Source organism: Cryobacterium algoritolerans (assembly GCF_004402785.1).
GTDB lineage: Bacteria > Actinomycetota > Actinomycetes > Actinomycetales > Microbacteriaceae > Cryobacterium > Cryobacterium algoritolerans.
The window spans coordinates 1-23,936 of the sequence record NZ_SOFP01000050.1 but is presented as its reverse complement, the minus strand read 5'-3'; the positions used below and the strand labels follow the sequence as shown (position 1 = coordinate 23,936).

At 65.3% G+C, this 23,936-nt stretch carries 16 protein-coding genes; 7 read left to right on the top strand and 9 right to left on the bottom strand.

The window, feature by feature from the left end; translation table 11 throughout:
• Positions 1–73: 73 nt before the first annotated feature.
• The 3 genes from E3O19_RS11595 to E3O19_RS11585 are packed head-to-tail and all read right to left on the bottom strand — an operon-like array spanning position 74 to position 4,550.
• On the bottom strand, positions 74–1,303 hold the full coding sequence (locus E3O19_RS11595) for a type II secretion system F family protein (RefSeq protein WP_134567787.1): 1,230 nt from the start codon (positions 1,301–1,303) through the stop codon (positions 74–76).
• Positions 1,303–2,850, bottom strand: coding sequence for a type IV pilus twitching motility protein PilT (locus tag E3O19_RS11590; protein WP_241981345.1), 1,548 nt, complete (start codon positions 2,848–2,850; stop codon positions 1,303–1,305). Before E3O19_RS11590 ends, E3O19_RS11595 begins: the two co-directional genes overlap by 1 nt.
• 29 nt (positions 2,851–2,879) lie before the next feature.
• On the bottom strand, positions 2,880–4,550 hold the full coding sequence (locus E3O19_RS11585; RefSeq protein ID WP_134567785.1) for a GspE/PulE family protein: 1,671 nt from the start codon (positions 4,548–4,550) through the stop codon (positions 2,880–2,882).
• Between the two features lie 294 nt (positions 4,551–4,844).
• Here E3O19_RS11585 and E3O19_RS11580 point away from each other — a divergent pair, with 294 nt between their 5' ends.
• Both E3O19_RS11580 and E3O19_RS11575 read left to right on the top strand, forming a co-directional pair.
• The gene (locus E3O19_RS11580; RefSeq protein WP_134567783.1) at positions 4,845–5,381 is read left to right on the top strand and encodes a hypothetical protein; all 537 of its coding nucleotides are present in this window, start codon (positions 4,845–4,847) and stop codon (positions 5,379–5,381) included.
• Positions 5,303–7,234: a glycosyltransferase family 2 protein gene (locus tag E3O19_RS11575; protein WP_134567782.1), complete on the top strand. Its 1,932-nt coding sequence runs from the start codon at positions 5,303–5,305 to the stop codon at positions 7,232–7,234. The genes E3O19_RS11580 and E3O19_RS11575 overlap by 79 nt, the downstream gene beginning before the upstream one ends.
• A 42-nt stretch (positions 7,235–7,276) precedes the next feature.
• Here E3O19_RS11575 and E3O19_RS11570 read toward each other — a convergent pair whose 3' ends face one another.
• Positions 7,277–10,168 (bottom strand): bifunctional diguanylate cyclase/phosphodiesterase, encoded by a 2,892-nt coding sequence (locus E3O19_RS11570; RefSeq protein WP_134567780.1) that lies wholly within the window; start codon positions 10,166–10,168, stop codon positions 7,277–7,279.
• Positions 10,169–10,509: 341 nt separating this feature from the next.
• Between E3O19_RS11570 and E3O19_RS11565 the strand changes: the two genes are divergently transcribed.
• The gene (locus E3O19_RS11565) at positions 10,510–10,881 is read left to right on the top strand and encodes a VOC family protein (RefSeq protein ID WP_134567778.1); all 372 of its coding nucleotides are present in this window, start codon (positions 10,510–10,512) and stop codon (positions 10,879–10,881) included.
• Positions 10,882–11,025: 144 nt separating this feature from the next.
• Here the strand turns inward: E3O19_RS11565 and E3O19_RS11560 are convergent, their stop codons facing one another.
• From E3O19_RS11560 to rpoB, 3 genes are all read right to left on the bottom strand, one after another.
• Positions 11,026–11,718, bottom strand: a complete 693-nt coding sequence (locus tag E3O19_RS11560; RefSeq protein WP_134567776.1) for a hypothetical protein — start codon at positions 11,716–11,718, stop codon at positions 11,026–11,028.
• Between the two features lie 199 nt (positions 11,719–11,917).
• Positions 11,918–15,814, bottom strand: a complete 3,897-nt coding sequence (locus tag E3O19_RS11555; RefSeq protein WP_134567774.1) for a DNA-directed RNA polymerase subunit beta' — start codon at positions 15,812–15,814, stop codon at positions 11,918–11,920.
• A gap of 45 nt (positions 15,815–15,859) precedes the next feature.
• Positions 15,860–19,354, bottom strand: coding sequence for a DNA-directed RNA polymerase subunit beta (rpoB, locus tag E3O19_RS11550; protein ID WP_134567772.1), 3,495 nt, complete (start codon positions 19,352–19,354; stop codon positions 15,860–15,862).
• A gap of 386 nt (positions 19,355–19,740) precedes the next feature.
• Here rpoB and E3O19_RS11545 point away from each other — a divergent pair, with 386 nt between their 5' ends.
• On the top strand, positions 19,741–20,610 hold the full coding sequence (locus tag E3O19_RS11545; RefSeq protein WP_134567770.1) for a spermidine synthase: 870 nt from the start codon (positions 19,741–19,743) through the stop codon (positions 20,608–20,610).
• 278 nt (positions 20,611–20,888) lie between these two features.
• On the opposite strand, the gene E3O19_RS18380 is transcribed toward E3O19_RS11545, so the two are convergent.
• The gene (locus tag E3O19_RS18380) at positions 20,889–21,251 is read right to left on the bottom strand and encodes a hypothetical protein (protein WP_241981344.1); all 363 of its coding nucleotides are present in this window, start codon (positions 21,249–21,251) and stop codon (positions 20,889–20,891) included.
• A gap of 3 nt (positions 21,252–21,254) precedes the next feature.
• Between E3O19_RS18380 and E3O19_RS18375 the strand changes: the two genes are divergently transcribed.
• The 3 genes from E3O19_RS18375 to E3O19_RS11530 all read left to right on the top strand — a co-directional run bounded on the left by E3O19_RS18375 (position 21,255) and on the right by E3O19_RS11530 (position 23,419).
• The gene (locus tag E3O19_RS18375; protein ID WP_241981343.1) at positions 21,255–21,482 is read left to right on the top strand and encodes a hypothetical protein; all 228 of its coding nucleotides are present in this window, start codon (positions 21,255–21,257) and stop codon (positions 21,480–21,482) included.
• 234 nt (positions 21,483–21,716) lie between these two features.
• Complete coding sequence (locus E3O19_RS11535; RefSeq protein ID WP_134567766.1) at positions 21,717–22,919, top strand: PQQ-dependent sugar dehydrogenase; 1,203 nt, start codon at positions 21,717–21,719, stop codon at positions 22,917–22,919.
• Positions 22,919–23,419 (top strand): SprT-like domain-containing protein, encoded by a 501-nt coding sequence (locus tag E3O19_RS11530; RefSeq protein ID WP_134567764.1) that lies wholly within the window; start codon positions 22,919–22,921, stop codon positions 23,417–23,419. Before E3O19_RS11535 ends, E3O19_RS11530 begins: the two co-directional genes overlap by 1 nt.
• Positions 23,420–23,440: 21 nt before the next feature.
• Here the strand turns inward: E3O19_RS11530 and E3O19_RS11525 are convergent, their stop codons facing one another.
• The gene (locus E3O19_RS11525) at positions 23,441–23,743 is read right to left on the bottom strand and encodes a DUF427 domain-containing protein (RefSeq protein WP_134567762.1); all 303 of its coding nucleotides are present in this window, start codon (positions 23,741–23,743) and stop codon (positions 23,441–23,443) included.
• Between the last annotated feature and the right edge of the window lie 193 nt (positions 23,744–23,936).

Genomic DNA, 23,936 nt, shown 5'->3' with positions numbered 1-23,936 from the left:
CCCCCAGTCATGGGGATGGTGATTTGGAGATTTTTGCATATAGCTTAAGTGCACGCGATCCCGCTGCGGTCGACTATTTGATTGCACTCGCAATGCTGAAAATAGGCATGTAAAGAGCGATGACCATGCCACCGATGATGACGCCCAGGAAGGCGATCATCAGCGGCTCGATGGCCGCCGTGAGTTGCTCGGTCGAAGACTCGACCTCCTGGTCGTAGAAGTCGGCAATCTTGTTGAGCATGGTCTCGAGCGAACCGGCATCCTCGCCGACGGCGATCATCTGGGTGACCATCTGCGGAAAAACCGGCTGGGCAAGGAGCGGGGCCGAGATCGACTGGCCCTGACGAACGGAGTCGGCCACCTCGGCGAGAGCGTTTTCGATGACCCAGTTGCCGGAGGTCTCGCCGACGATCTTGAGCGCCTGCAGAATGGGTACGCCGGCACCGATCATGTTGGCGAAGTTCCGGCTGAAGCGGGCGACCGCGATCTTTTTGAGCAGGCTGCCGAAAACCGGCAGCTTGAGCTTGACCGGATCGACTGCCTTGCGCACCCGGTCGGTGTGCTTGTTCTTGTTCCACCAGATGCTGAAGGCAACGATGACCACGACGAGGACAGGTCCCACAAAGACCATCGAGTGCGAGAGGTTGACCAGGATCATCGTCGGAATTGGCAACCCGCTGCCGAGGCCCTTGAACATGTCCTCGAAGATCGGCACGATGAAGATGAGCATGATCATCACCGAAGCGAGCGACATGATCAGCACGATCACCGGATAGGTCATCGCGGACTTGATGGTGCCTCGCAGCTTAACTTCCTTCTCGAAGTTGGCCGCGATCGATTCCAGGGCCCGGTCGAGGAAACCGCCCGTCTCCCCAGCTCTCACCATATTGATCATGATCGGCGGGAACTCGCGGCTGTGCTTGCCGAAGGCCGCGGAGATCGAGATTCCAGTCTCCACGTCGTCCCTCACCTGAGTGAGAATCTTGGCGAGTGGCTTGCTCTCGGTCTGCTCGGCGAGGATATTGAGCGTACGCAGCAAGGAAAGTCCCGAGCCAATCATGGTCGCCATCTGGCGGCTCATGATCGCGAGGTCCTTCAGCCCGACGCCCTTCGTGAACCCGGGGATCGAGAACTCGCGGTTCAGGCCGGTGCCTTCACCTGTTTCCTTGATCGAGACGGGCGAAATACCCAAGGCGCCGAGGCGGCTGACCACGGCGGTCTCGCTCAAGGCATCGAGTTTGCCTTTGACAGTCTTCCCTGTACTGTCGCGGCCGACGTAGGCCCAGACTTGTGCGGTGGCCATCAGCGGCGGGGAATCGAGTAGGTGCCATCGTGTCCGGCCCCGTCGTCGTCCATCGGTTGCCCGGGGTTGCCGGCCGGGGCACCGGTGCGCTTGATCAGCTGATTCAGGCTTTCCATGTCGTGAGCCTTGTCCATGGCCGACTGGCGGGTGATCTGGCCCGAGTCGACGAGGTCGGCGAGGTGCTGGTCCATGGTGTGCATGCCGTCCGCGCCGCCAGCCTGCATCATGGAGGTGATCTGGTGGGTCTTTCCCTCGCGGATCAGGTTGGCGATGGCCGGGGTGGTCACAAGGATCTCGGTGGCGACCACGCGGCCCTTGTCGTTGGCCTTCTTGACCAGGGTCTGGCAGACCACACCGCGGAGCGTTGCCGCGAGCTGGGTGCGGATCTGGCCCTGCTGGTGCGGCGGGAACACGTCGATCATGCGGTCGATGGTCTGGGCGGCATCCTGCGTGTGCAGGGTGGCGAAGACGAGGTGGCCGGTTTCGGCGGCGGTCAGCGCCACCGAGATGGTCTCGAGGTCGCGGAGCTCGCCGATCAGGATGATGTCGGGGTCCTGGCGCAGCACGTGCTTGAGCGCGGCGGCGAAGCTGTGCGTGTCGTGGCCGACCTCACGCTGGTTCACCAGGGACTTCTTGTGCTTGTGCAGGAACTCGATCGGGTCCTCGACCGTGACGATGTGGTCGGGGCGGGTGCTGTTGGCAAGGTCGACCATAGCTGCGAGGGTGGTTGACTTGCCGGAACCGGTGGGACCGGTGACGAGCACGAGGCCGCGAGGCAGCAGCGAGAACTTGCCGACCGACTCGGGAACACCGAGTTGCTTCAGCGGCTTGATCTCGCGCGGAATGAGCCGGAAGGCGGCACCGATCGAGTTGCGCTGGTGGTAGAAGTTCACCCGGAACCGGGCACCGACCGCCGTGTAGGCGAAGTCGAGTTCGCGTTCCTCGTCGAACCGCACCCGGTCGCCGATGGAGATGATGCTGTACAGGGCTGCGTTGACCTTGTCCTGCATCCAGACGTCGAGACCCTCGATCGGGCGCAGGGCTCCGTCAATTCGGATGGTCGGCGGTGCGCCGACGGTGATGTGCAGGTCGGAGGCCTCGAGCTCGAGCACCAGGGTGAGCGCATCGATCAGGTCAGGGTCGGCCTGACGTCCATCGGGGCCGATTTGCGCTGGGGTCGGCGCGCGCGCGGGTACGCCGGTGTCGGCCGGCTCGGTCGCGATAGCGGCGCGACGGCCGGTCGGCACATGGCGCGAGCCTGGCTGGTAGAGCCGCTCGTCGCCGGATGCCGGTGATGACACCGTGAGGGGGCCAGTCTGCGGCTCCCCGGTGTCGATCAGGAGCGTGTCGTACTTCGAGGTTCGCGGCTGCGCCGACGGGTCGCGCAGGGCGTCAAGCTGGTCGGCGTCGAGCTGGTCGGCGTCGACGAGCGCGTCGTCATCCGCGTCGACGTCGGTGCGGCTGGACTCGTCGACCGGGGTCGGGTCCCACCAGGAGACGCTCTCCCCCGGCTTGATCGCTGGAATCTCATAAATCGGCTTGTCCATTCAGTTATCCCCTTCGGCATGCGCGAGCGCTATGCAACGACTCGCAAAATCTCTTCGATCGAGGTCAAGCCCATCCGGACCTTCTCCCACCCGTCCTCACGGAGAGTGATCATGCCCTCCGCACGCGCGGCCCGGCCGATGTCCGCGCTCGAGGCGCGGTCCACGGCAAGGCGCTCGATGCTCTCGGACACGGTCATGACCTCGTGCACCGCGATGCGGCCCCGATACCCGGTCTTCGAGCAGTTCTGGCAGCCGACCGGCTGGAACAGCGTCGGCAGCGGCAGGAGCGGGTCGAAGCCGAACTTCAGGCCCACCAGGTGCTCGGCAGAGTACTCGCAGGGTGCCTTGCAGCGATCGCAGAGGCGGCGGGCCAGCCGCTGGGCGACCACGCAGTCCAAGGCGGAGCCGACCAGGAACGGCTCGATGCCCATCTCCGTGAGCCGGGTGATCGCGCTAGGTGCGTCGTTGGTATGCAAGGTCGACAGCACGAGGTGCCCGGTCAGCGACGCCTCAATGGCGATCTGCGCGGTCTCGTGGTCGCGGATCTCACCCAGCAGCACGACATCCGGGTCGCTGCGCAGGATGCTGCGGAGCGCGCTGGCGAAGGTGAGCCCGGCCTTCGGGTTCACCTGCACCTGGTTGATGTCCTTCATGCGGTACTCGACCGGGTCTTCGACCGTGATCACGTTGATCTCGGGCCGGGCGACGGAGTGCAGGGTCGTGTACAGGGTGGTCGACTTGCCCGAGCCGGTGGGTCCGGTGACCAGGATCATCCCGTAGGGCTTCGAGTACGACTTCTTGTAGGCCTCGTAGTTGTAGCCGAGCAGGTTCAGGTCGTGCAGGCTCATGGTAGTGCTCGAATTGTCCAGGATTCGCATAACGATCTTCTCACCCCACACCGTGGGCAGGGTCGCCACGCGCAGGTCGATCTGGCGGCCGCCGTGGCTGACCGACATGCGGCCGTCCTGCGGTTTGCGCCGTTCGGCGATGTCGATGTCGCTCATGATCTTCAGCCGAGAGATCACGCCGTTCTGGATGCTCTTCGGCGCGCGCTGCATCTCGTGGAGCACCCCGTCGATGCGGTAGCGCACGCGCAGGTTGTGTTCGCCGGGCTCGATGTGGATGTCCGAGGCCTTGTCCTGGATTGCCTGGCTGACCAGGAGATTGACGAAACGCACAATGGGCGCGTCGTCGTCGATCGAGTCGGAGACGCCGAAGGAGTTGGACTCGACCGGGGCCTGCTCCTCCTCCATGGTGGTGGTGAGGTTGCTGAGCTCGTCGTCGGCGCGGTGGTAGCGGGCGATCGCGGCGAGCAGGTCGCCACGCTCGGCGACGACCGGGATGACGCGCATCTTCGCGGCCTCGCGCACATCGTCGATGGCGAAGACGTTGCCCGGGTCGACCATGGCGACGACTAGGCGGCCGGCCTCGATCGTGATCGGCAGCACCTGGTGGCGTCGGGACATGGCCGGGGAGACGAGCGAGACGGCCAGCCGGTCGACCGGGTACTCGAGCAGTTCCACGAAGGGCAGGCCGGCCTGTTCGGCGCGGGCCTTGGCGAACTGGATCTCGGAGATGACGCCGGAGTCGACCAGAGCGCGCACGGCGGTCTCGTCGGCGGGATCGCCGGCCATCAGCGTGTCGAGGTGCTCGATCGGCAGCAGGCCATGCAGGATCAGGATCTCGGTGAGGCTGGCCACGCGAACCTCCCCTGGTTTGTGAATCGCTGCACGAACCGCGAGCACCTGCAGCAGGTTGAATCCGCACTCGAAATGTAATAGATAAAAGAAAACGGTATCCCGCAGGGATGCCGCCGACCAGTCCCGCGATCAGGGGGTACCTGCCTGGATTCGCCAGGGGCTGGGTGACTCCCTCACCAGACCGTACTTGAAGAGTAGCGCCCCTTCATCAAGTCGTAGACGCGACGCGCAAGACCTCCTGCCGGTCAATCGTTGCTGCTAGGTTTTGTCCCAGGATCGACCGGGGGAAGTGCGATGATCCTGCAAAACTGGCAGTGGATGTTTGTCTACCCGGCGGTCGTTCTGGCCATCATGGAGACCCTCTGGATCGTCTCCCGGAAACGACCCGGATTCGGGCACCGGACCGCAATCGTGACCAGCCTCGTCGTCCGGCTCATCTATCTGGTCTGGCGAGTGTTCTTCACTATTCCGACGGATGCGTGGTGGGACGCGGCTACCGGTTTGGTCTTGCTGGCTGTCGAGGTCATCGGTTTTGCCCAGTCCGTGACGGTCTATGCGACCTTGTGGCGGCCGCACTCCGGAGGAAGTGTGTGGCTGCCACGGGCGGACAAGCTCCCCAGCGTCGACGTATTCATCGCTACCTACAACGAACCCGTGTCCATGCTCCGCATGACGATCGCCGGTGCTGTGAGCATGCGCTACCCACGCGATGCCGTGCGAATCTTCGTGTGCACGACGGCGGACGAGACGAAGTGCGTCAGCTGGCCGAGCAATACGGGGCAACCCACGTCACCAGGGAGGACCACGCGCACGCCCAGGCCGGCAACCTGAACAACGCGCTCGGCCTGAGCGAAGGCGAATTGATCGTGACCCTGGACGCAGACATGGTGCCGCGACCCGATTTCCTGGAACACACCGTGGGCCGTTTTCAGGATGAAAAACTGGGATTCGTCCAGTCACCGCAGGCGTTCTACAACGAGGACCCGTTTCAGTACAACCTCTTTTCCGGCAAGGCCCTGCCGAACGAGCAGGACTTCTTCATGCGCACCCTCCAGGGCGGCAAGTCCCGATTCAACGCCGTGATGTATGTCGGAAGCAACACCGTCTTCCGACGCACGGCGCTGGAGACGATCGGAGGATTCGCGGTCGGCGTGATAACTGAAGACCTCGCCACCGGCATGCTCATCCAGGCGGCGAAGTACCGGACCGAGTTCGTGCCGGAGATCATCGCCGCAGGTCTGGCCCCCGAGAATCTTGCCGACATGCTCAAGCAGCGCGACCGGTGGTGTCGCGGGAATATCCAGACCGCTCGAAAGTGGAACCCGTTGACGCTGCCGGGCCTCACTCCCATGCAACGGTGGTTGTATTCCGACGCGGTCGTGTACAGGCACTTCGGCGTGTTCAAGCTGATCTACATCCTGGCGCCCATCCTGTTCCTGCTATTCGGAGTCACCGCACTGGACACGAGCGTGGAGGCTCTGATCGTTTTCTGGCTCCCGTCGTACCTCTGCGTCACGATGCGCTTCGTCATCGTCGTCGGCCGGCGACGGAGCCACTCGTGGAGCAACATCTACGAGTTGGCGCTGACCCCCGCCATCGCCTTCTCCGCCGCGGCCGAAACACTCGGACTGAAGGTCAAGGCGTTCAACGTCACCCCCAAGGGGGTGGGCTTGCAGCGGCAGGTATTCCACTGGCGGATCGCGCTCCCCCACCTGGTTTTGCTGGCGCTCTCGGCAATCGGCCTGCTCAACGCTTTTGTCTTTTCTCCACAGCTCGCCGGCACCGCCGCTCTGTTCATCAATGTCTTCTGGTGCCTGTACTTCGTTGTCGGCCTGGCATTGTCGGTCGCCCTTTGTGTGGAGCGCCCCCGTCTGCGGTCGGCCGAGCGCACACGCATGGGGACGATGGTGACCGCCGAATTCCAGCGAATCGGGAGTCACCCGGGAGTCCTTGTCGATCTCAGTCTCACGGGCGCGCGGGTGACGATTCCCTGGTCCGATCGGCTGGAACCTGACGTTTTCGCCTCGCAGACCTCCGCGGTCACCGCTCTGCGGTTGCCTGACATCGGAGCCCTGCGCGGAACCGGAAGCTGGATAGCCACCACGCCTCAAGGGGTCAACGTCGGCTTTCGGTTTGATCCGCTCACTCCGCAGCAGACCGTGGAATTGGTGCGTGTAATCACCGAGTCACCGAATTGGGTCCGAGGAGACGAGGAGGAAAAGGCACTCCTCGTAACCGCAGGTTGGCGGGCGGTGCGCGGAGCCTCCCGCGCCCGCGCGCCCTGGCGACGGTCCCAGGTGCGGGTAGCCAGCGGCGCCCAGGCCATCTTGCACCCTGTTGCCTTGGTGGAGATCGAATCGGCCCTCCAACGGGCACGGGAGAGATCGACCGAACGCGCCGTCGGTGGTCTGACCGACGGCTCCCAGGGCGCCGTCGTCGTACAGGTCGCTGACCAGCCATCGCCCACGGACCCCACAACGCTCACCGCAGTGGTCGAGGACATCGGTTTCGGCGGCTGTCGGCTCTCGCTGCGCCACCGCCTGCAACCGGGATCGCTCGTCATTGTTGAGATCCCCGGAAGCCTGGCGATTCCTGAGGAGGCTGAGGTGCGCTGGGTCAAGCGTCGCGGTTTACGGTTTGAGGCCGGCCTGCAGTTCGACCGGTCGGCCCCCAACCGCGACTGACCGTCCGCGTCAGCGTGCGCCCGGTCGACCGTGCAAAGACGATCAGTCGCCGAAGGACACGTTCGGCGATTCCGCCGGTGCGGGCTTCGAGAAGAGGTAACCCTGGCCGTAGCGACAGCCCATCTCGGTCAGCAGGTCCCGCTGCCCTGTCGTTTCGATGCCCTCGGCCACGACGTCAAGGTTCAGGGAGTCCGCCAGGCGCAGGATGCCCTCGACGATCGCCCGGTCATGGTCCGAACACTCGAGGTCGCGGATGAAGGTGAGATCGATCTTGAGCAGGTCCACGGTGAACGCCTTCAGGTGGGTGAAGGATGAGTAGCCGGTGCCGAAGTCGTCGATGGCCAGGCGCACCCCGAGGGAGCGCAGTTCTTGGAAGGTGCGGGCGGCGGAGTCGATCGCATCGAGCACGGCGCTCTCGGTCAATTCCAGCCAGAGCTGGTCCGGCGGAAGGCCGCTCTCCTTGAGAGCGCGTTTCACGACGGACCCGAAGTCGTCCTGCACGAATTGCCGCGGCGACACGTTCACGCTGACGGCCATCCGGCCGTCCAGGGCTGCGACGGCCTGGCAGGCCTGGCCGAGCACCGTGGTGCCGATCCCCTTGATCAGGCCGACCTCCTCGGCGATCGCGATGAACTCCCCCGGGAAGACAAGGCCCCGTTCCGGGCGTCGCCAGCGGGCGAGCGCCTCGGTTGCGACCACGGTGTGCTGTTGCAGGTCGACGATCGGCTGGAACCAGGTCTCGATCTCGCCCAGTTGCACCGCGTCCCGCAGGGCCAGTTCGGTATCGAGCCTGCGCTCGATCCGGCCGCGGAGGTCGTCGTCGAAAACCTCGTAGCGCGCCCGACCGCGACCCTTCGCCTGGTACATGGCCTGGTCGGCGTTGCGCAGGAGCGATTCGGCGTCGTCGTGGCCGAGACCGAAGGCGATGCCGATGCTGGCGTCGACGGATGCGACCTGCTCGCCGACCATGATCGGCTCGGCGATGGCCTTCTGCAGTGCGTCGGCGATCTTGTGCACGTCCCGGTTGTTGCCGACATCCGGGCAGATCACGACGAATTCGTCGCCGCCGATGCGGGAGACGGTGTCGGTCGACCGTGCGTGCGTCCGTAACCGGTTGCCGACCTCGGTCAGCACGGTGTCACCGGCGTGGTGGCCGAGGCTGTCGTTGACGAACTTGAACCGGTCGAGGTCGATGAAGAGCACGGCGACGCCCCGGCCGTGCCGCGCGGCCTGCAGAAGGGCCTGGTTGAGCCGGTCAAGCAGCAGCAGGCGGTTGGGCAGATTGGTCAGCGGATCGTGGAAGGCGAGGTGCTCCACCCGTGCCTCGGCCAGCCGGCGGGCGGTGATGTCCTCCAGCTGATACAGAAGCCCCCCGGTCGACTCCCCCTCGTTGATCTCGGCGATGCTGACCTTGACCCAGGTTTCCTCCTCGTCGACGCGTCGCATCCGCCGGTCCATGCGCTGGCGGGTGGACGGTCCGTCAGTGAGGCTGGGCCGATCCTCGCCGCGGTCTCCGACCGACATGAAGATCTCGTCGATGTGGCCCGCGACCACGGCGGTGGATCGGCCAGCGAGGTCGAAGAGGCGCTTGTTGGCCTCCAGCACCTCGCCGTCGAGCGAGACGATCGCCGTGCCCAGCGGCGAGGATGCGAAGGCCGCCTCGAAACGTGCCCGCGCGGCGGTGGCCGCTTCCTCGGCGTTGCGTAGCTCGGTGATATCGGTGACGGTGGCCAGGTGCCCGGTAACGGTGAGGGACTCCGGGTCGTGGATCGGAGCCGTGCTGACCTGGACCCAGTTCACCTGGGCCTCTGGGGTCTGAAAGCGCAGGGTCGTTTCGTAGCCAAGCTCTGTGGCCACGGCCGCGCCCCACTCGGCAGACACTCGGTCGCGGTCGTCCGGGTGAATCGTATTCGCCCAGCCGCCGGCCAGGGTTTCATCAAGGGTCCGGCCGCTCAGGGCCAGCCACTGGTCGTTCGCGGTGATGAACCCGCCCTCGGAATCCAGCTGCACGATGCCGACCGGAGCGATCTTGATGAGGGTGTGGAGCTTGTCGGCCACCTCGCCGAGCTCCCTGGTGCGGTGATCGACCGCCTCCTCGAGCGTGTGGTTGGCCTCGGCCAGGGCCTGCATTGCTTCGTTTCGCTGCCGGTCGAGTTCCGTCAGCTTCAGTGCCGCAACCCAAGTCAGGGCGGTGCCGAGCACCGTCATGCTCGTGATCAGGATGGCGGCACCGAACACCGTGTCGATCCAACCCTGGCGCTGGGTCCAGAGGCGAATCCAGCCCAGAAGGAATGGACCGAGAACGAGGAACGGCAGGAACCGGCGCGTCAGCTCCCCCGCGCTGCCGCGATCGCGCAGCAGTCCGACCAGCCCGACCGTGGGCTGCTGGAGAAGCACCACCACGGACAGGACGGCGATACCCAGTGCCGTGTGCAGCGCCATGCTCGTGAATCCGGCCACGGTGTACAGGGAGGACACGCCGTAGGCGTAGCCGAGCAGGGCGATCAGGCTGACCAGAAGGGACGCGTGCGCGAGGACCTGCATCAGGATTATGCGGTGCAGCCTACCGACTATCGCGGCCGCACCGACCAGGATCACGCCCACCGCCGAGATCGGCGCCATCCGCGGATCCAGCGCGCCCAGGTCGATCCCCGGCACCCAGCCGGCAATGCCGAGCGTTGACCCCAGCACATAGCCGACCAGGGTCAGGGTTGCGAGGGCGATGGTGGCGGCAGCCAGGCTCACGCCCACCCACCGCCGCGTGAACACGAGGGCCAGTGACAGCAGAATGAGGGCGACGGCAGTGATCGGTTTCATCGGTGCGAGACCCGGGAGCACGGTCGTCAGCGCGGCAATCTTCGTGTACCAACCGATCAGGACGAAGAGCCCGACAGCCCCGACGAAGACCGCCCCGATCCGACTTGCCAAACCCATGGTGCCCCTCGCTTGCGAATGGAGGAGTTGCCGCCATCAGTAGAAGAATACGGTGTTCCAGCGTGCTAACCGTTACTGGCCGCCACTACCCCTTCCGCGGCGGTCGGGGTCGGCGTAAAATCAACTTGAAAAGCGGTAGTCACCGCCCGCCGATCCGACCAGGGCCAGGTCGGCGGACGAGGAATTCTGGCCAGGATTCGCGCCCGTCGCCATCTTTGGCCGGCACTCCCACTCGGAAGCAGGCGCCATCGGCGCCCCGATATGTGCGAACCCACGGATGGGTTCCTGATCGACGCTCTTCCCGATAATTCGGGCCCTTCCACGCTGAGGAGGATTCTCACATGTTCAAGGAAGTTCACACGGTATTGCCCGCAGCGGATCTCAAGCGCGCGCAATCCTTCTACCACGATGCACTCGACCTCGACCCTGCCGAGGTGCACGACGGCTTTCTCGTCTACCGCCTGGATTCCGGCAACGCCTTCGAGATCTATGAGACGAGCAATGCCGGAACTGCAAAGAACACCCAGATCGGTTGGGTGACCGACGATCTCGACGGCGAGATGACACGGTTGCGTACCCGCGGGGTGGTCTTCGAGGACTACGACATTCCCGGGATGAAGACCGTCAACGGAGTCGCGACCATGGATGAGATGAAGTCCGCCTGGTTCCGGGACACCGAAGGCAACTTCGTCTGTGTTTCCGAGATGCTCTGAGTCTCCGAGATGCTCTGAGTCTCCGAGATGCTCTCAGTCTCCGAGATGCTCTGAGTTTCCGAGATGCTCTGAGTTTCCGAGATGCTCTGACCTCGGCTGTGCCGGCGACCGGGCGGTGCTTCGGCACCACCCGGCCCAGTACTGTCAGGCACCGGCCCAGACGTGGGCGATGATGTCGTGGGTGTAACCGTCGGGGCCTGAGTTGACGTAGTGGGTGGCCAGCCAGATGCCGTCCCGTAGGAAGTGCGACTCACCGGACAACGCGCCGGCATCCCCGGTGGTTTCGCTCACGCAGCGCAGCCCGCCGAGTTCCGCGTAACAGGTCATCCCGGCCGCGGCGAGACGCGCTTTCACGGCCGCGCTCTGCTCCGCGGTGACCCAGACCAGGTTCGTGGTGAGTCTGCTGTCGGAGCCGCCCTTGGGGTTTCCCCAGATGCAGGTGAGTTTGTCGGCGGTGTCGATGAGCTTGCTGAGTTCGGCATCCTCCGTGCCGTGACGCACCTCGGGCCCTGCCGCTTCGGCCCACGCGGGGTTGAGAACCGCCGTTCCGAATGCCGCCACCAACGCGGGGCTGTAGAGTTCGCCGCATTTCGACGGATGCGGGCCGGCCGGCGTGGCGGCCGGCACCGGCGCCGCGGCCAGTGCCACGGGTGTGGGCGTCCTGCTCGGCTGGGGGCGCCCGCCTGCGGCCGTGTCACCGGGCAGGCCGGCACCGCCGCGCCAGACGATGAGCAGCACGACGAGGATCACGACCAGCGCCGAGCCGATCGCGCCGAGCAAGAACCAGAGCCGTCGCCGGGCCGGGCGCGGTGGAACGGACGGAGCTGGTGCGGTCATTGGCAAACCCCCTGGCAGATTGGGGCCAGCCTAGCGGCCACCGGGACCAGGCCAGGCTCGATCACCGGGCGGGTCGGGATGAGGACAGGCTCGATCACCTGAGCGGCTCGGATCCCGACAGGCTCAATCAGCGGGACCTCGGGGAACGGCGAATGGCCCCCTGCCGAAGCGGGGGGCCATCCGTCGTCGCTAGCGGACGCTAGTTGTAGGTGCCGGGCGTAAAGTCGTCCGACGAGAAGCTGTCGAAGTCGACGAAGCTCAGGTCACCCTCGGTGAACGCGGCATCATCGGTGAAGATGCGGTTCGGGTAACGCTCAGCCTTGGCTTCATCCGTTGCCTCGACGGTGACGTCGCGGTAGCGGGGAAGACCGGTGCCGGCCGGGATCAGCTTTCCGATGATCACGTTCTCCTTGAGGCCCATCAGCGGGTCGCTCTTGCCTTCCATGGCCGCTTGGGTCAGAACCCGGGTGGTTTCCTGGAAGGAAGCGGCCGACAGCCACGACTCGGTCGCCAGCGAAGCCTTGGTGATACCCATGACTTCCTGACGAGCCGAAGCCGTCTTCTTGCCCTCGGTGAGCGCGGTGCGGTTCAACTCGTTGTACTTGAGCCGGTCGACCAGCTCGCCGGGGAGCAGGCCGGTGTCGCCGTGTTCGACGACGGTGACCTTGCGAAGCATCTGACGAACGATGACCTCGATGTGCTTGTCGTGAATCGGCACACCCTGCGAACGGTAGACATCCTGCACGCCACCGACGATGTGCTTCTGCACGGCGCGAACACCCTTGACACGAAGAACTTCCTTCGGGTCGACGGCGCCGATGATGATCTGCGTGCCGAGCTCGACGTGCTGGCCATCCTCGACAAGGAGGGTGGAGCGCTTGAGCACCGGGTAGGCGATCGGCTCATCGCCGTTGTCGGGGGTCAGGATGACCTTCCGGCTGCGGTCGGTGTCCTCGATCGTGATGCGGCCCGCGGTGTCAACGATGGGCGACGCACCCTTGGGGGTACGCGCTTCGAAGAGCTCCTGGACGCGCGGCAGACCCTGGGTGATGTCGTCGGCGGATGCCGAACCACCGGTGTGGAAGGTACGCATGGTCAGCTGCGTGCCGGGCTCACCGATCGACTGCGCAGCGATGATGCCGACGGCCTCTCCGATGTCCACGAGCAGGCCCGTCGCGAGCGAACGGCCGTAACAGACCGCACACACACCGACAGCGGACTCACAGGTGAGCACCGAGCGAACCTTGATGGTCTCGACGCCCGCCTCGACCAGCTTCTCGATGAGCACATCGCCCACGTCGTCACCGGCCTCCGCGACAACCTCGCCCTTGGCGTTGACCGCGTCTGCGGCCAGACTGCGCGCGTAGACCGCGTTCTCCACGTTGGGGTGGCGAACGAGTTCTCCGAGCGGGTTGATCTCAGCGATCGGCAGCTCGAGGCCCTTGGTCGTTCCACAGTCGTCCTCGCGGATGATGACATCCTGCGAGACGTCCACGAGACGACGAGTGAGGTAACCCGAGTCGGCGGTACGGAGAGCGGTGTCAGCCAGACCCTTACGAGCACCGTGAGTAGCAATGAAGTACTCGGCGACGGACAGGCCTTCGCGGTAGCTCGAGATGATCGGGCGAGGGATGATCTCACCCTTCGGGTTGTTCACGAGGCCTCGCATGCCGGCGATGTTTCGCACCTGCAGCCAGTTACCACGAGCACCGGACGTGACCATGCGGTTGATGGTGTTGTCCTTGGGGAAGTTCTCCTGCATGGCCTTGGCAACGTCTTCCGTTGCCTTCGTCCAGATCTGGATGAGCTCCTGGCGACGCTCGAGGTCGGTCGTGAGACCCTTCTCGAACTGCGACTGAACCTTGGCGGCCTGCTTCTCGTAGCCGGCAACGATCTGCGGCTTGTTCGGCGGGGTCAGGATGTCGCTGAGCGCCACGGTCACACCGGAGCGGGTTGCCCAGTAGAAACCGGCATCCTTCACCCGGTCGAGCGTTGCGGCCACTTCCACCTTGGGGTACCGCTCGGCGAGGTCGTTCACGATCGCCGAGAGGGTGCCCTTGTCCGCGACCTTCTCGAAGTACGCGTAGTCGACCGGCATTGCCTCGTTGAAGATGGCACGTCCGAGGGACGTGGTCACCAGCACGGTGCCGACGGCCTGGCCGCCCACCAGTTCGACGCCTTCGGGCTGGGTGCCCTCTTCGAAGTACTTGTCGGTCAGGCGGATGCGCACCTTGGCGTTCAGGTCGAGCGACTTCTGGTCGAAAGCGAGGATCGCTTCCGCGACGGAGGAGAACGCACGGCCCTCGCCGATGACGCCTTCCTTGAGCGTGGTCAGGTGGTGCAGACCGATGATCATGTCCTGGGTGGGCAGGGTCACCGGGCGACCGTCGGACGGCTTCAGGATGTTGTTCGAGGCGAGCATCAGGATGCGCGCTTCGGCCTGGGCCTCCATCGACAGCGGCAGGTGCACAGCCATCTGGTCACCGTCGAAGTCGGCGTTGAACGCGGCACAGACGAGCGGGTGCAGCTGGATGGCCTTACCCTCGACGAGCTGCGGTTCGAACGCCTGGATGCCGAGGCGGTGAAGCGTCGGCGCACGATTGAGCAGCACCGGACGCTCGCGGATGATCTCCTCGAGCACGTCCCAGACCTGCGGACGGCTGCGCTCGACCATGCGCTTGGCGGCCTTGATGTTCTGGGCGTGGCTCAGGTCAATCAGGCGCTTGATCACGAACGGCTTGAACAGCTCCAGCGCCATCTGCTTGGGCAGACCACACTGGTGCAGCTTGAGCTGCGGGCCGACGACGATGACCGAACGGCCGGAGTAGTCCACGCGCTTGCCGAGCAGGTTCTGACGGAAACGACCCTGCTTGCCCTTGAGCATGTCGCTCAGGGACTTGAGGGCGCGGTTGCCGGTGCCCGTGACGGGGCGGCCACGACGACCGTTGTCGAAGAGCGCGTCGACGGCCTCCTGCAGCATCCGCTTCTCGTTGTTGACAATGATCTCGGGGGCACCGAGGTCAAGCAGACGACGCAGGCGGTTGTTGCGGTTGATCACACGACGGTAGAGGTCGTTGAGGTCGGAGGTCGCGAAGCGGCCACCGTCGAGCTGCACCATCGGGCGCAGTTCGGGCGGAATCACCGGGACAACGTCGAGTACCATCGCGGCCGGCGAGTTACCGGTCATGATGAACGCGTTGACCACTCGGAGGCGCTTGATCGCGCGGATCTTCTTCTGGCCCTTGCCCTCGGCGATCTGCAGGTGCAGGTTTTCGCTTTCGGTGACCAGGTCGAAGGCCAGCAGGCGCTTCTTGATGGCTTCGGCGCCCATGTAGGCCTCGAAGTACATGCCGAAACGGTCCTGCAGCTCGTGGAAGACCGAGTCCTCAGGCTTGAGGTCGCCGACCTTGAGGGTGCGGAAGTCTTCCCACACGCGTTCGAGGTGAGCGATCTGCTCGTCGAGGGACTTGCGGACCTGGCTCATCTCCTTCTCGGCGGCGTCCTTGGTGCGCTTCTTCTGGTCGCTCTTGGCGCCTTCGGCCTCCAGTGCTGCGAGGTCGGTTTCGAGGCGCTGCAGGCGGTCGGCGATCCGGGAGTCGCGCTGGCCCTCGATGGTCTTGATTTCGAGGCGCAGTTCGTTCTCGAGGCCGGGCATGTCCTGGTGACGGCCGTCTTCGTCGACCGTGATGACCATGTACGCCGCGAAGTAGATGACCTTTTCGAGGTCTTTCGGAGCCATGTCCAGCAGGTAGCCGAGACGGGAGGGGACACCCTTGAAGTACCAGATGTGGGTGACCGGGGCTGCGAGCTCGATGTGGCCCATGCGCTCACGGCGCACAGACGACTTCGTGACCTCCACGCCACAGCGCTCACACACGATGCCTTTGAAGCGCACTCGCTTGTACTTGCCGCAAGAGCACTCCCAGTCGCGGGACGGTCCGAAGATCTGCTCTCCGAACAGGCCGTCCTTTTCCGGCTTGAGCGTGCGGTAGTTGATGGTTTCGGGCTTCTTGACCTCACCGTGGGACCAGCGACGGATGTCGTCGGCGGTGGCCAGGCCAATGCGAAGCTCGTCAAATGTAGTTACGTCGAGCAATTTCTCTCCTTGGAAAGTTTTCGAAGTTTTCGTCAATGGCCGGGCTTAGATGTCGTCGATGGACGACGACTCAAACCGGGTGGAAATGTTGATGCCCAGTTCCTCCGCTGCGCGGAAGACCTCGTCATCAGTGTCGCGCAGGCTGACTGCTGTTCCGTCGGACGAGAGAACCTCGACGTTCAGGCACAGCGACTGCATTTCCTTGATCAGAACCTTGAAGCTCTCTGGAATACCAGGCTCCTGGATGTTCTCGCCCTTGACGATCGCCTCGTACACCTTCACGCGGCCGAGGATGTCGTCGCTCTTGATGGTCAGCAGTTCCTGCAGTGCGTAAGCGGCGCCGTATGCTTCGAGCGCCCACACCTCCATCTCACCGAAACGCTGTCCGCCGAACTGCGCCTTACCACCCAGCGGCTGCTGGGTGATCATGGAGTAGGGGCCGGTGGAACGAGCGTGGATCTTGTCGTCGACAAGGTGGTGCAGCTTCAGGATGTACATGTAGCCGACGGAGACCGGGTTCGGGAACGGCTCGCCGGAGCGGCCGTCGAACAACTGGGTCTTGCCGCTGCTGCCGATCAGGCGGTCGCCGTCGCGGGTCGGGGTCGTCGAGTCCAGGAGACCCTCGATCTCGACCTCGAGCGCGCCGTCGAACACCGGGGTCGCGACCTTGGTGTTCGGGGCTGCGCTGTGGGCCTGCTCGGGCAGACGGCCGGCCCACTTGGGCTTGCCTTCCACCTGCCAGCCCTGCTTGGCGATCCAACCCAGGTGGGTCTCGAGCACCTGGCCGAAGTTCATTCGACCGGGGATGCCCAGCGGGTTGAGGATGATGTCGACCGGGGTTCCGTCGGCGAGGAACGGCATGTCCTCGATCGGCAGGATGCGGGAGATGACGCCCTTGTTGCCGTGACGGCCGGCGAGCTTGTCACCCTCGGTGATCTTGCGCTTCTGGGCGATGAAGACGGCCACGCGCTGGTTGACGCCCGAGCCGAGCTCGTCGTCGCCATCCTGCGAATCGAAGACCTTGACGCCGATGATCGTGCCGCGCTCACCGTGCGGAACCTTCAAAGAGGTGTCGCGAACTTCGCGGCTCTTCTCGTTGAAGATCGCGCGGAGCAGTCGCTCCTCGGCGGAAAGCTCGGTCTCGCCCTTCGGCGTGACCTTGCCGACGAGGATGTCGCCGGGGCGAACCTCGGCGCCGATCCGGATGATGCCGCGCTCGTCGAGGTCTGCGAGCAGATCCGGGGAGACGTTCGGCAGGTCGCGGGTGATCTCTTCCTTGCCGAGCTTGGTGTCGCGGGCGTCGACCTCATATTCCTCGATGTGAATCGAGGAGAGGGTGTCGTCCTTGACCAGGTTCTGGCTCAGGATGATCGCGTCCTCGAAGTTGTAACCCTCCCACGGCATGAACGCGACGAGCAGGTTCTTACCGAGAGCGAGCTCTCCGTTTTCGGTGGCGGGGCCATCGGCGATGACTTCGCCGACCTCGATCCGCTCGCCGGCGTGGACGATCACGCGGTGGTTGTAGCTCGTGCCCTGGTTGGAGCGCGCGAACTTGCGCAGGTAGTACTCCTGCGTTCCACCCTCGTCGAGCTGGATGGTGACGACATCAGCCGACACCTCCATGACGACGCCGGCCTTGTCGGCGGTGAGCACGTCACCGGCGTCAATGGCCGCGAAGACCTCCATGCCGGTTCCGACGAGCGGGCTCTCGCTCATCAGGAGCGGGACGGCCTGGCGCTGCATGTTGGCACCCATGAGGGCGCGGTTCGCATCGTCGTGCTCGAGGAACGGGATGAGCGAGGTGGCGACGGACACCATCTGGCGGGGCGAGACATCCATGTAGCCGATGTCTTCTGCGGGGAAGAGGTCAACCTCTCCACCCTTCTTGCGGGCGAGCACGCGGCCCTCGGCAAAGCGCGAGTCCTTGGTGAGCGGCGCGTTGGCCTGGGCGACGATGAACTCGTCTTCCTCGCTTGCGGTGAGGTAGTCGATCTGGTCGTTCAGGACCTTGCCGTCGACGACGCGACGGTACGGGGTCTCGATGAAACCGAAGGCGTTGATCCGCGCGAACGAGGCGAGCGAACCGATCAGGCCGATGTTCGGGCCTTCCGGGGTTTCGATCGGGCACATCCGGCCGTAGTGCGAGGGGTGAACGTCTCGCACCTCGACGCCGGCACGGTCACGGGACAGACCACCCGGGCCCAGCGCGGACAGGCGACGCTTGTGCGTGAGGCCTGCGAGCGGGTTGTTCTGGTCCATGAACTGGCTGAGCTGCGACGTGCCGAAGAACTCCTTGATCGCGGCGACGACGGGGCGCACGTTGATCAGGGTCTGCGGGGTGATCGCTTCGATGTCCTGCGTGGTCATCCGCTCGCGAACGACGCGCTCCATCCGGGACAGGCCGGTGCGCACCTGGTTCTGGATGAGCTCGCCGACGGCGCGGATACGACGGTTGCCGAAGTGGTCGATGTCGTCGATGTCGATGCGGATGTCGGTCGGCTTGCCGTCGCGGATGCCGGCGATCGTGGTCTGGTTGTCGTGCAGCGCAACCAGGTACTTGATCGTGGCCAGGATGTCCTGCAGGGTGAGCACGGAGTCGCTGAGCGGGGCTTCGAGGCCGAGCTTGCGGTTGATCTTGTAACGACCGACCTTGGCCAGGTCGTAGCGCTTGGAGTTGAAGAAGAAGTTGTCGAGGAGCGCACGCGCGGCCTCGGCGGCAACCTGCTCGCCCGGACGGAGCTTGCGGTAGATGTCCTTGAGGGCTTCTTCCTTGGTGAGGATGTTGTCCTTTTCCAGGGTGAGCTCGATCGACGCGAAGCCCTTGAACTCCTCAAGGATCTCTTCGCTGGTGAGGCCGAGCGCCTTGAGGAAGACGGTCACGGACTGCTTGCGCTTGCGGTCGATGCGAACGCCGACCTGGTCGCGCTTGTCGATCTCGAATTCGAGCCAGGCACCACGGCTGGGGATGACGCGAGCGGAGTAGATGTCCTTGTCGGACGTCTTCTCCTGCTGGCGGTCGAAGTAGACACCCGGGGAACGCACGAGCTGCGAGACGACGACACGCTCGGTGCCGTTGATCACGAAGGTGCCCTTGGGGGTCATCAGCGGGAAGTCGCCCATGAATACGGTCTGGGTCTTGATCTCACCCGTGAGGTGGTTCATGAACTCAGCGTTCACGTACAGCGGAGCGGAGTAGGTCTTACCCTTTTCCTTGCACTCGTCGATCGTGTACTTCTCCGGCTCGAGCTCCGGGTTGGTGAACGACAGCTGCATCGTTTCGCCCAGGTCTTCGATCGGGGAGATCTCTTCGAAGATCTCGTCGAGGCCGGTGCGAGTCGGCAGGTCCTGACGACCGGCCGCCTGGCCTTCGGCGACACGCGTCTTCCATTTGTCGTTGCCTACGAGCCAATCGAAACTCTCGGTCTGCAAAGCAAGCAGATCCGGAACAGTCAGATTGTCGCTGATCTTTGCGAACGAAAGACGCCCAGCGGCGCGTCCGTTCTTGGGTGAGTTGGTGGTTGCGTTGCGCGCAGCAGCCAAGGAAATAACCTCCGTGGACCCCGTCAGGTCTAGTCACTGTTAGTAATGAATACCGAGTACGAACTCCACAGACCCTCCGTATATCCGAACCCACTGATATAACTGAAACGAGGTATGCCTCAAGGTGGCTTGAGCACGCAAAGCCGACCGCAATATGAAGGCAGAGATTTGTCTGGGAGCGCAAAAATTAAGCATAGGCGCTTTCCCACGCCGTGTCCACCTCAATCTTGACCTTCCCGGAATTCTCAGGTATAACCCACCTTCGACTCTTCCGCGAGAGTGCGCTTTTCGCCCCCACGGCCTCGGCGAAGGGGCAAAAACTGCACTCTCGCGGCCGGGGTTGGGCGCAGACTGGGGGGATGAGCAGGATATATGAGCAGGGTTGAATGAGCAGGGTTGAAGCGCAGCATCCGTCGATCACGTTGAAACTCAGCGGGCACCTGGCCGTGATCGAACCCGACCGGTTCACCCCGGGCAGTTTCAACCTGATCGTGGACGGCACGCCCCAGTCCCATGTCAACGTCGACCACCCCGACGAGTTGTTCTTCGAGTATGTGCAGCGGATCGGCCATGTGATCGACCTGATCGGCGAGGTCGGCGAGCCGATCACCGCGGTGCACCTCGGCGCCGGGGCCCTGACCCTACCCCGCTATGTCGAGGCGACCAGGCCCGGCTCCCGCCAGCAGGTCGTCGAGCTGGAGAGCGACCTGATCGACTTCGTGCGAGCCCAACTACCGTGGGACAAACGCGCCCAGCTGCGGGTGCGGCACGGCGACGCCCGCGAGGTGCTCGGCAAGCTGCCCGCCGGACTGCACGGCTCGGTCGACCTCGTCGTGGTGGACATCTTCTCCGGGGCGCGCACCCCGGCCCACGTGACCAGCCGGGAGTTCTACGAGCTCGCCGGGCCTCTGCTCAGCCCCCGCGGAGTCGTGGTCGTCAACGTCGCCGACGGACCCGGCCTGGCGTTCGCCCGGGCCCAGGCCGCGACGCTCTCGGCTGTGTTCGACCACGTGCTCGGGCTCGCCGAGACCCAGGTGCTCAAGGGGCGCCGGTTCGGAAACATCGTGTTCGTCGCGGCGCACACGCCGATCGACCTGAGCTGGGTATCGCGGCTGCTCGCCGGCGGCCCGCACCCGTCGAAGGTGGTCGAGGGGGCCGAGCTGCGCCAGTTCATGGCGAGCGCGCTCGTGACGACGGATGCGACAGCCACCCCGTCACCACTGCCCGGCCGCACGGTCTTCCAGATCGGCAACTGAGCCGGCCGAGGGGTTTCTCCTGATCCCACATTCCCTGTGGATAACTCAGGTTCCCTGTTGATAACCCGGTGGCGAGGGCGCTGCCCCCGCGGCTCCGCGTGGCTAACTCAGGAGATCCGGTGCCAGCCACCGACTGACAGCCGGAATCGCGGTAGCGCGGCGCGGCGGGATCCGGAATCTCCTGAGTTAGCCACACTGCTGGGCGCGACAAGGCGGGCTCGGCGCGAAGTCCGGCGTAAAACGCCCCAGCGCTGGGGCTGGCGGCCGCCGGGTCCGGGTTACTCTGGAGGCGACCCGTTTTCACCCGCGGCATACCCCGGCCGCCCTCGTTTCAGGAACACACCCTGCCCATCATCATTGGCTACGACGCCGTCACCCTGCGTGAAAAAGTCGATCTCCGTGCCGCTGGACTCCGCCTCGACGAACTCGGCGAGCTGCGCAGTCTCTCCGCCCTCAACGAGAAGGTCGCCCTGCTCCGGCTGACCGGCCGCCTCGACGAGGCCTGGGACATCGCCAACACGGCGCTGCGCCAGGCCCGGTTCACGGGGTCGCGGGAAGAGCTCGCGGCCAGTCGCATCCGCCGCGCCCAGGTGCAACAGTTCCAGGGCAAGCTCGACGAGGCCGCCACCGAACTCACCCACTGCGTGCTGGAGTCGGAAACCCACGAGTGGGCGGGCGTCGCCGCCTTCGCCCGGGAGAACCGGGGCAAGGTCTACTTCGAACAGGGCGACCTTGAGGGGGCCCTCGCCGACTTCACGGCCGCCGTGTTCCTGCGCGAGAAAGCCGGAGCGTCCTCGGAGCACCTCGAGAGCGCGCTGATCGCCGTGGCCGTGGTCGAATCGTTCATCGCCGAGCAGCGCCAGGCACGCTAGCCCCGACGCGCAAAGGACATCCGCCGGCCCAACCGGCAGCGCCCTGTCCTGTCGCCTACTGGCTAACTCCCGCAATTGGTATTCGGCCAAAAACCATGGCCCCGGATTCGCGCGGACGTTCGGTGTCGGGTGCCGAATCTGCGGGAGTTACGCACGTGGAGCATCGGGGGCATGCTGGATCCACGGCGGGTGAGACCCGGGTCTGGTGCGGTAACGAATGAGGCGAGGCACGAAATGAAGGGCGAGCTGGGTAGCCGGGGCGAGACCCTCGGCCAGATCGGCCGGCGGACCGGCCAGCGGACCGGCCGGCCGGCGGCGGTACTGCTGCTGCTGCTGTCCACGGTTCTGGCCGGATGCTCGGCGAGCGCGCCGCGTCCGCCCGTCGCAACGGAGACGCCGGCCCAGCCCCGGCCGACCCCCTCCCGGAGCCTGCCGCCGAACGCGGTGCTGCTGCCCGTACATCCCGTGGGTGACCCCGTGGTCATCGCGTCTGGGTTGGATGCCCCCTGGTCGATCCTGCGTCTGCCCGGCGGCACGCTGATCAGCGAACGCGACACCGCGCTCGTGCGCGAGCTGTTGCCCGACGGCAGCCTGCGGGACGCCGCCGAGGTCGCCGGCGTGAGCCCGGGCGGCGAGGGCGGCCTGCTCGGCCTGGCCTTCCTCGCCGACGCCGCAGCGCCGGGCGGAACCGGCTGGGTCTACGCCTATCTCACCGCCGCCGCCGACAACCAGATCGCGCGGATGCCCCTCACCGGCAGCCCGGGCGGCTTCGGCCTCGGCGCACCGGAGCCGGTGCTCTCGGGCATACCGAAGGCCGGGAACCACGACGGCGGCCGACTCGGCTTCGGCCCGGACGGGATGCTGTACGCCACGGCCGGCGACGCGGGAAACACGGCCGATGCGCAGGATCTCGGCTCGCTCGGCGGCAAGATCCTGCGAATGACCCCGGCGGGCGAGGTGCCGGCCGACAACCCGTTCGGCACGCTGGTGTACTCCTTCGGCCACCGCAACCCCCAGGGCATCGCCTGGGATTCCCGCGGCCGGCTCTGGGCGAGCGAGTTCGGCCAGAACGCCTGGGACGAGCTCAACCTCATCGTGCCGGGCGGGAACTACGGCTGGCCGGTCGTCGAGGGCGCGGCAGGGAATCCCGACTATCGTGACCCGGTGCAGCAGTGGCGCACCGGCGAGGCGAGCCCGAGCGGGCTGGCCATCGTGAACGACACCCTGTTCATGGCCGCCCTGCGCGGCGAACGCCTCTGGCGGATCGATCCCTCCACCGGGGAGACCAGCGCGTGGTTTGTGAACAGCTTCGGCCGGCTGCGCGACGTGGTGTCGGGCCCGGATGGCACACTGTGGTTCGTGAGCAACAATACGGATGGCCGCGGAGACCCTGGTCCTGGCGACGACAAGCTGTACCAGGTGCGGGTGGCTCCCTGATGGCCGACCTCGAACGGGTTCGACGCTGGGCCGACGCCCTCATCGTGCTCCACCTCGACCTGACCTGGACCTTCGCCTTCGACAACGCGAAGAAACGCGCCGGGCTGTGCAATTACACGGCACGGCGGATCACGGTGTCCCGGTACCTGGCCGCGCGCTACGAGGACGACGAGGTGCACCAGATCCTGCTGCACGAGGTCGCGCACGCCCTGGCCGGCCCACGCGCCGGTCACGGCCCGAAGTGGAAGGCCGTCGCCCGTGGCCTCGGCTACGACGGCAAACGCACCCACGACGGCGAGATCGCCGACGAACTGGCGCCGTGGGTGGGCGTCTGCCCGGCAGGCCACACCCACTTCCGCTACCGGCAGCCGACCCGCGCCTTCGCCTGCGGCCTGTGCGCGCGCGGGTTCAACCGCGCGCACCTGATCGAGTGGACACGGAGGGAGATCACGGCTGCCGTGCGCCGCCGCGCGGCGGCGGCCACACCGGCGAACCGGTGACGGGCGGTCGTCACCGTTCGGTCACGCCGTGACGGTGACCTCTTTCCAGAAGGCCACGTAGTTGCTGAAGTCCTGGCCCACCCGGTCGAACGAGGCCGGGTAGGGCGTGGGGTAGCTGAAAGCGCGGTCCTGGAGGAGAGCGTCGCCGTCCTTCACGCTGAAGTACTGGCATTCGCCCTTCCAGGAACAGGTGTACTGGGTGGGGCTCTTCACGAGCAGGTCGGCGTTGATGGCCGCCGGTGGGAAGTACCAGTTACCCTCGATCCTGACGAGGTCGTCCTGCGGTGCTTCGGCGATGACGGTGCCGTTGAGTACTGCCTTCATGGGAGCTTCTCCTTGAGTGGGGTGTCGGACGAGGCGGCCGACCGGGGGGTGCGGCGCCGGATGACGGCCGTGCTCAACAGAACGTCAGGCCGGAAAAGTGAATTCCCGCAGCAGCACAATCTCAGCCGATTCACGGCCGGCGCCGGCGGGTGCGGCGCCGGCGGGTGCGGCGCCGGCGGGTGCGGCGCCGGCG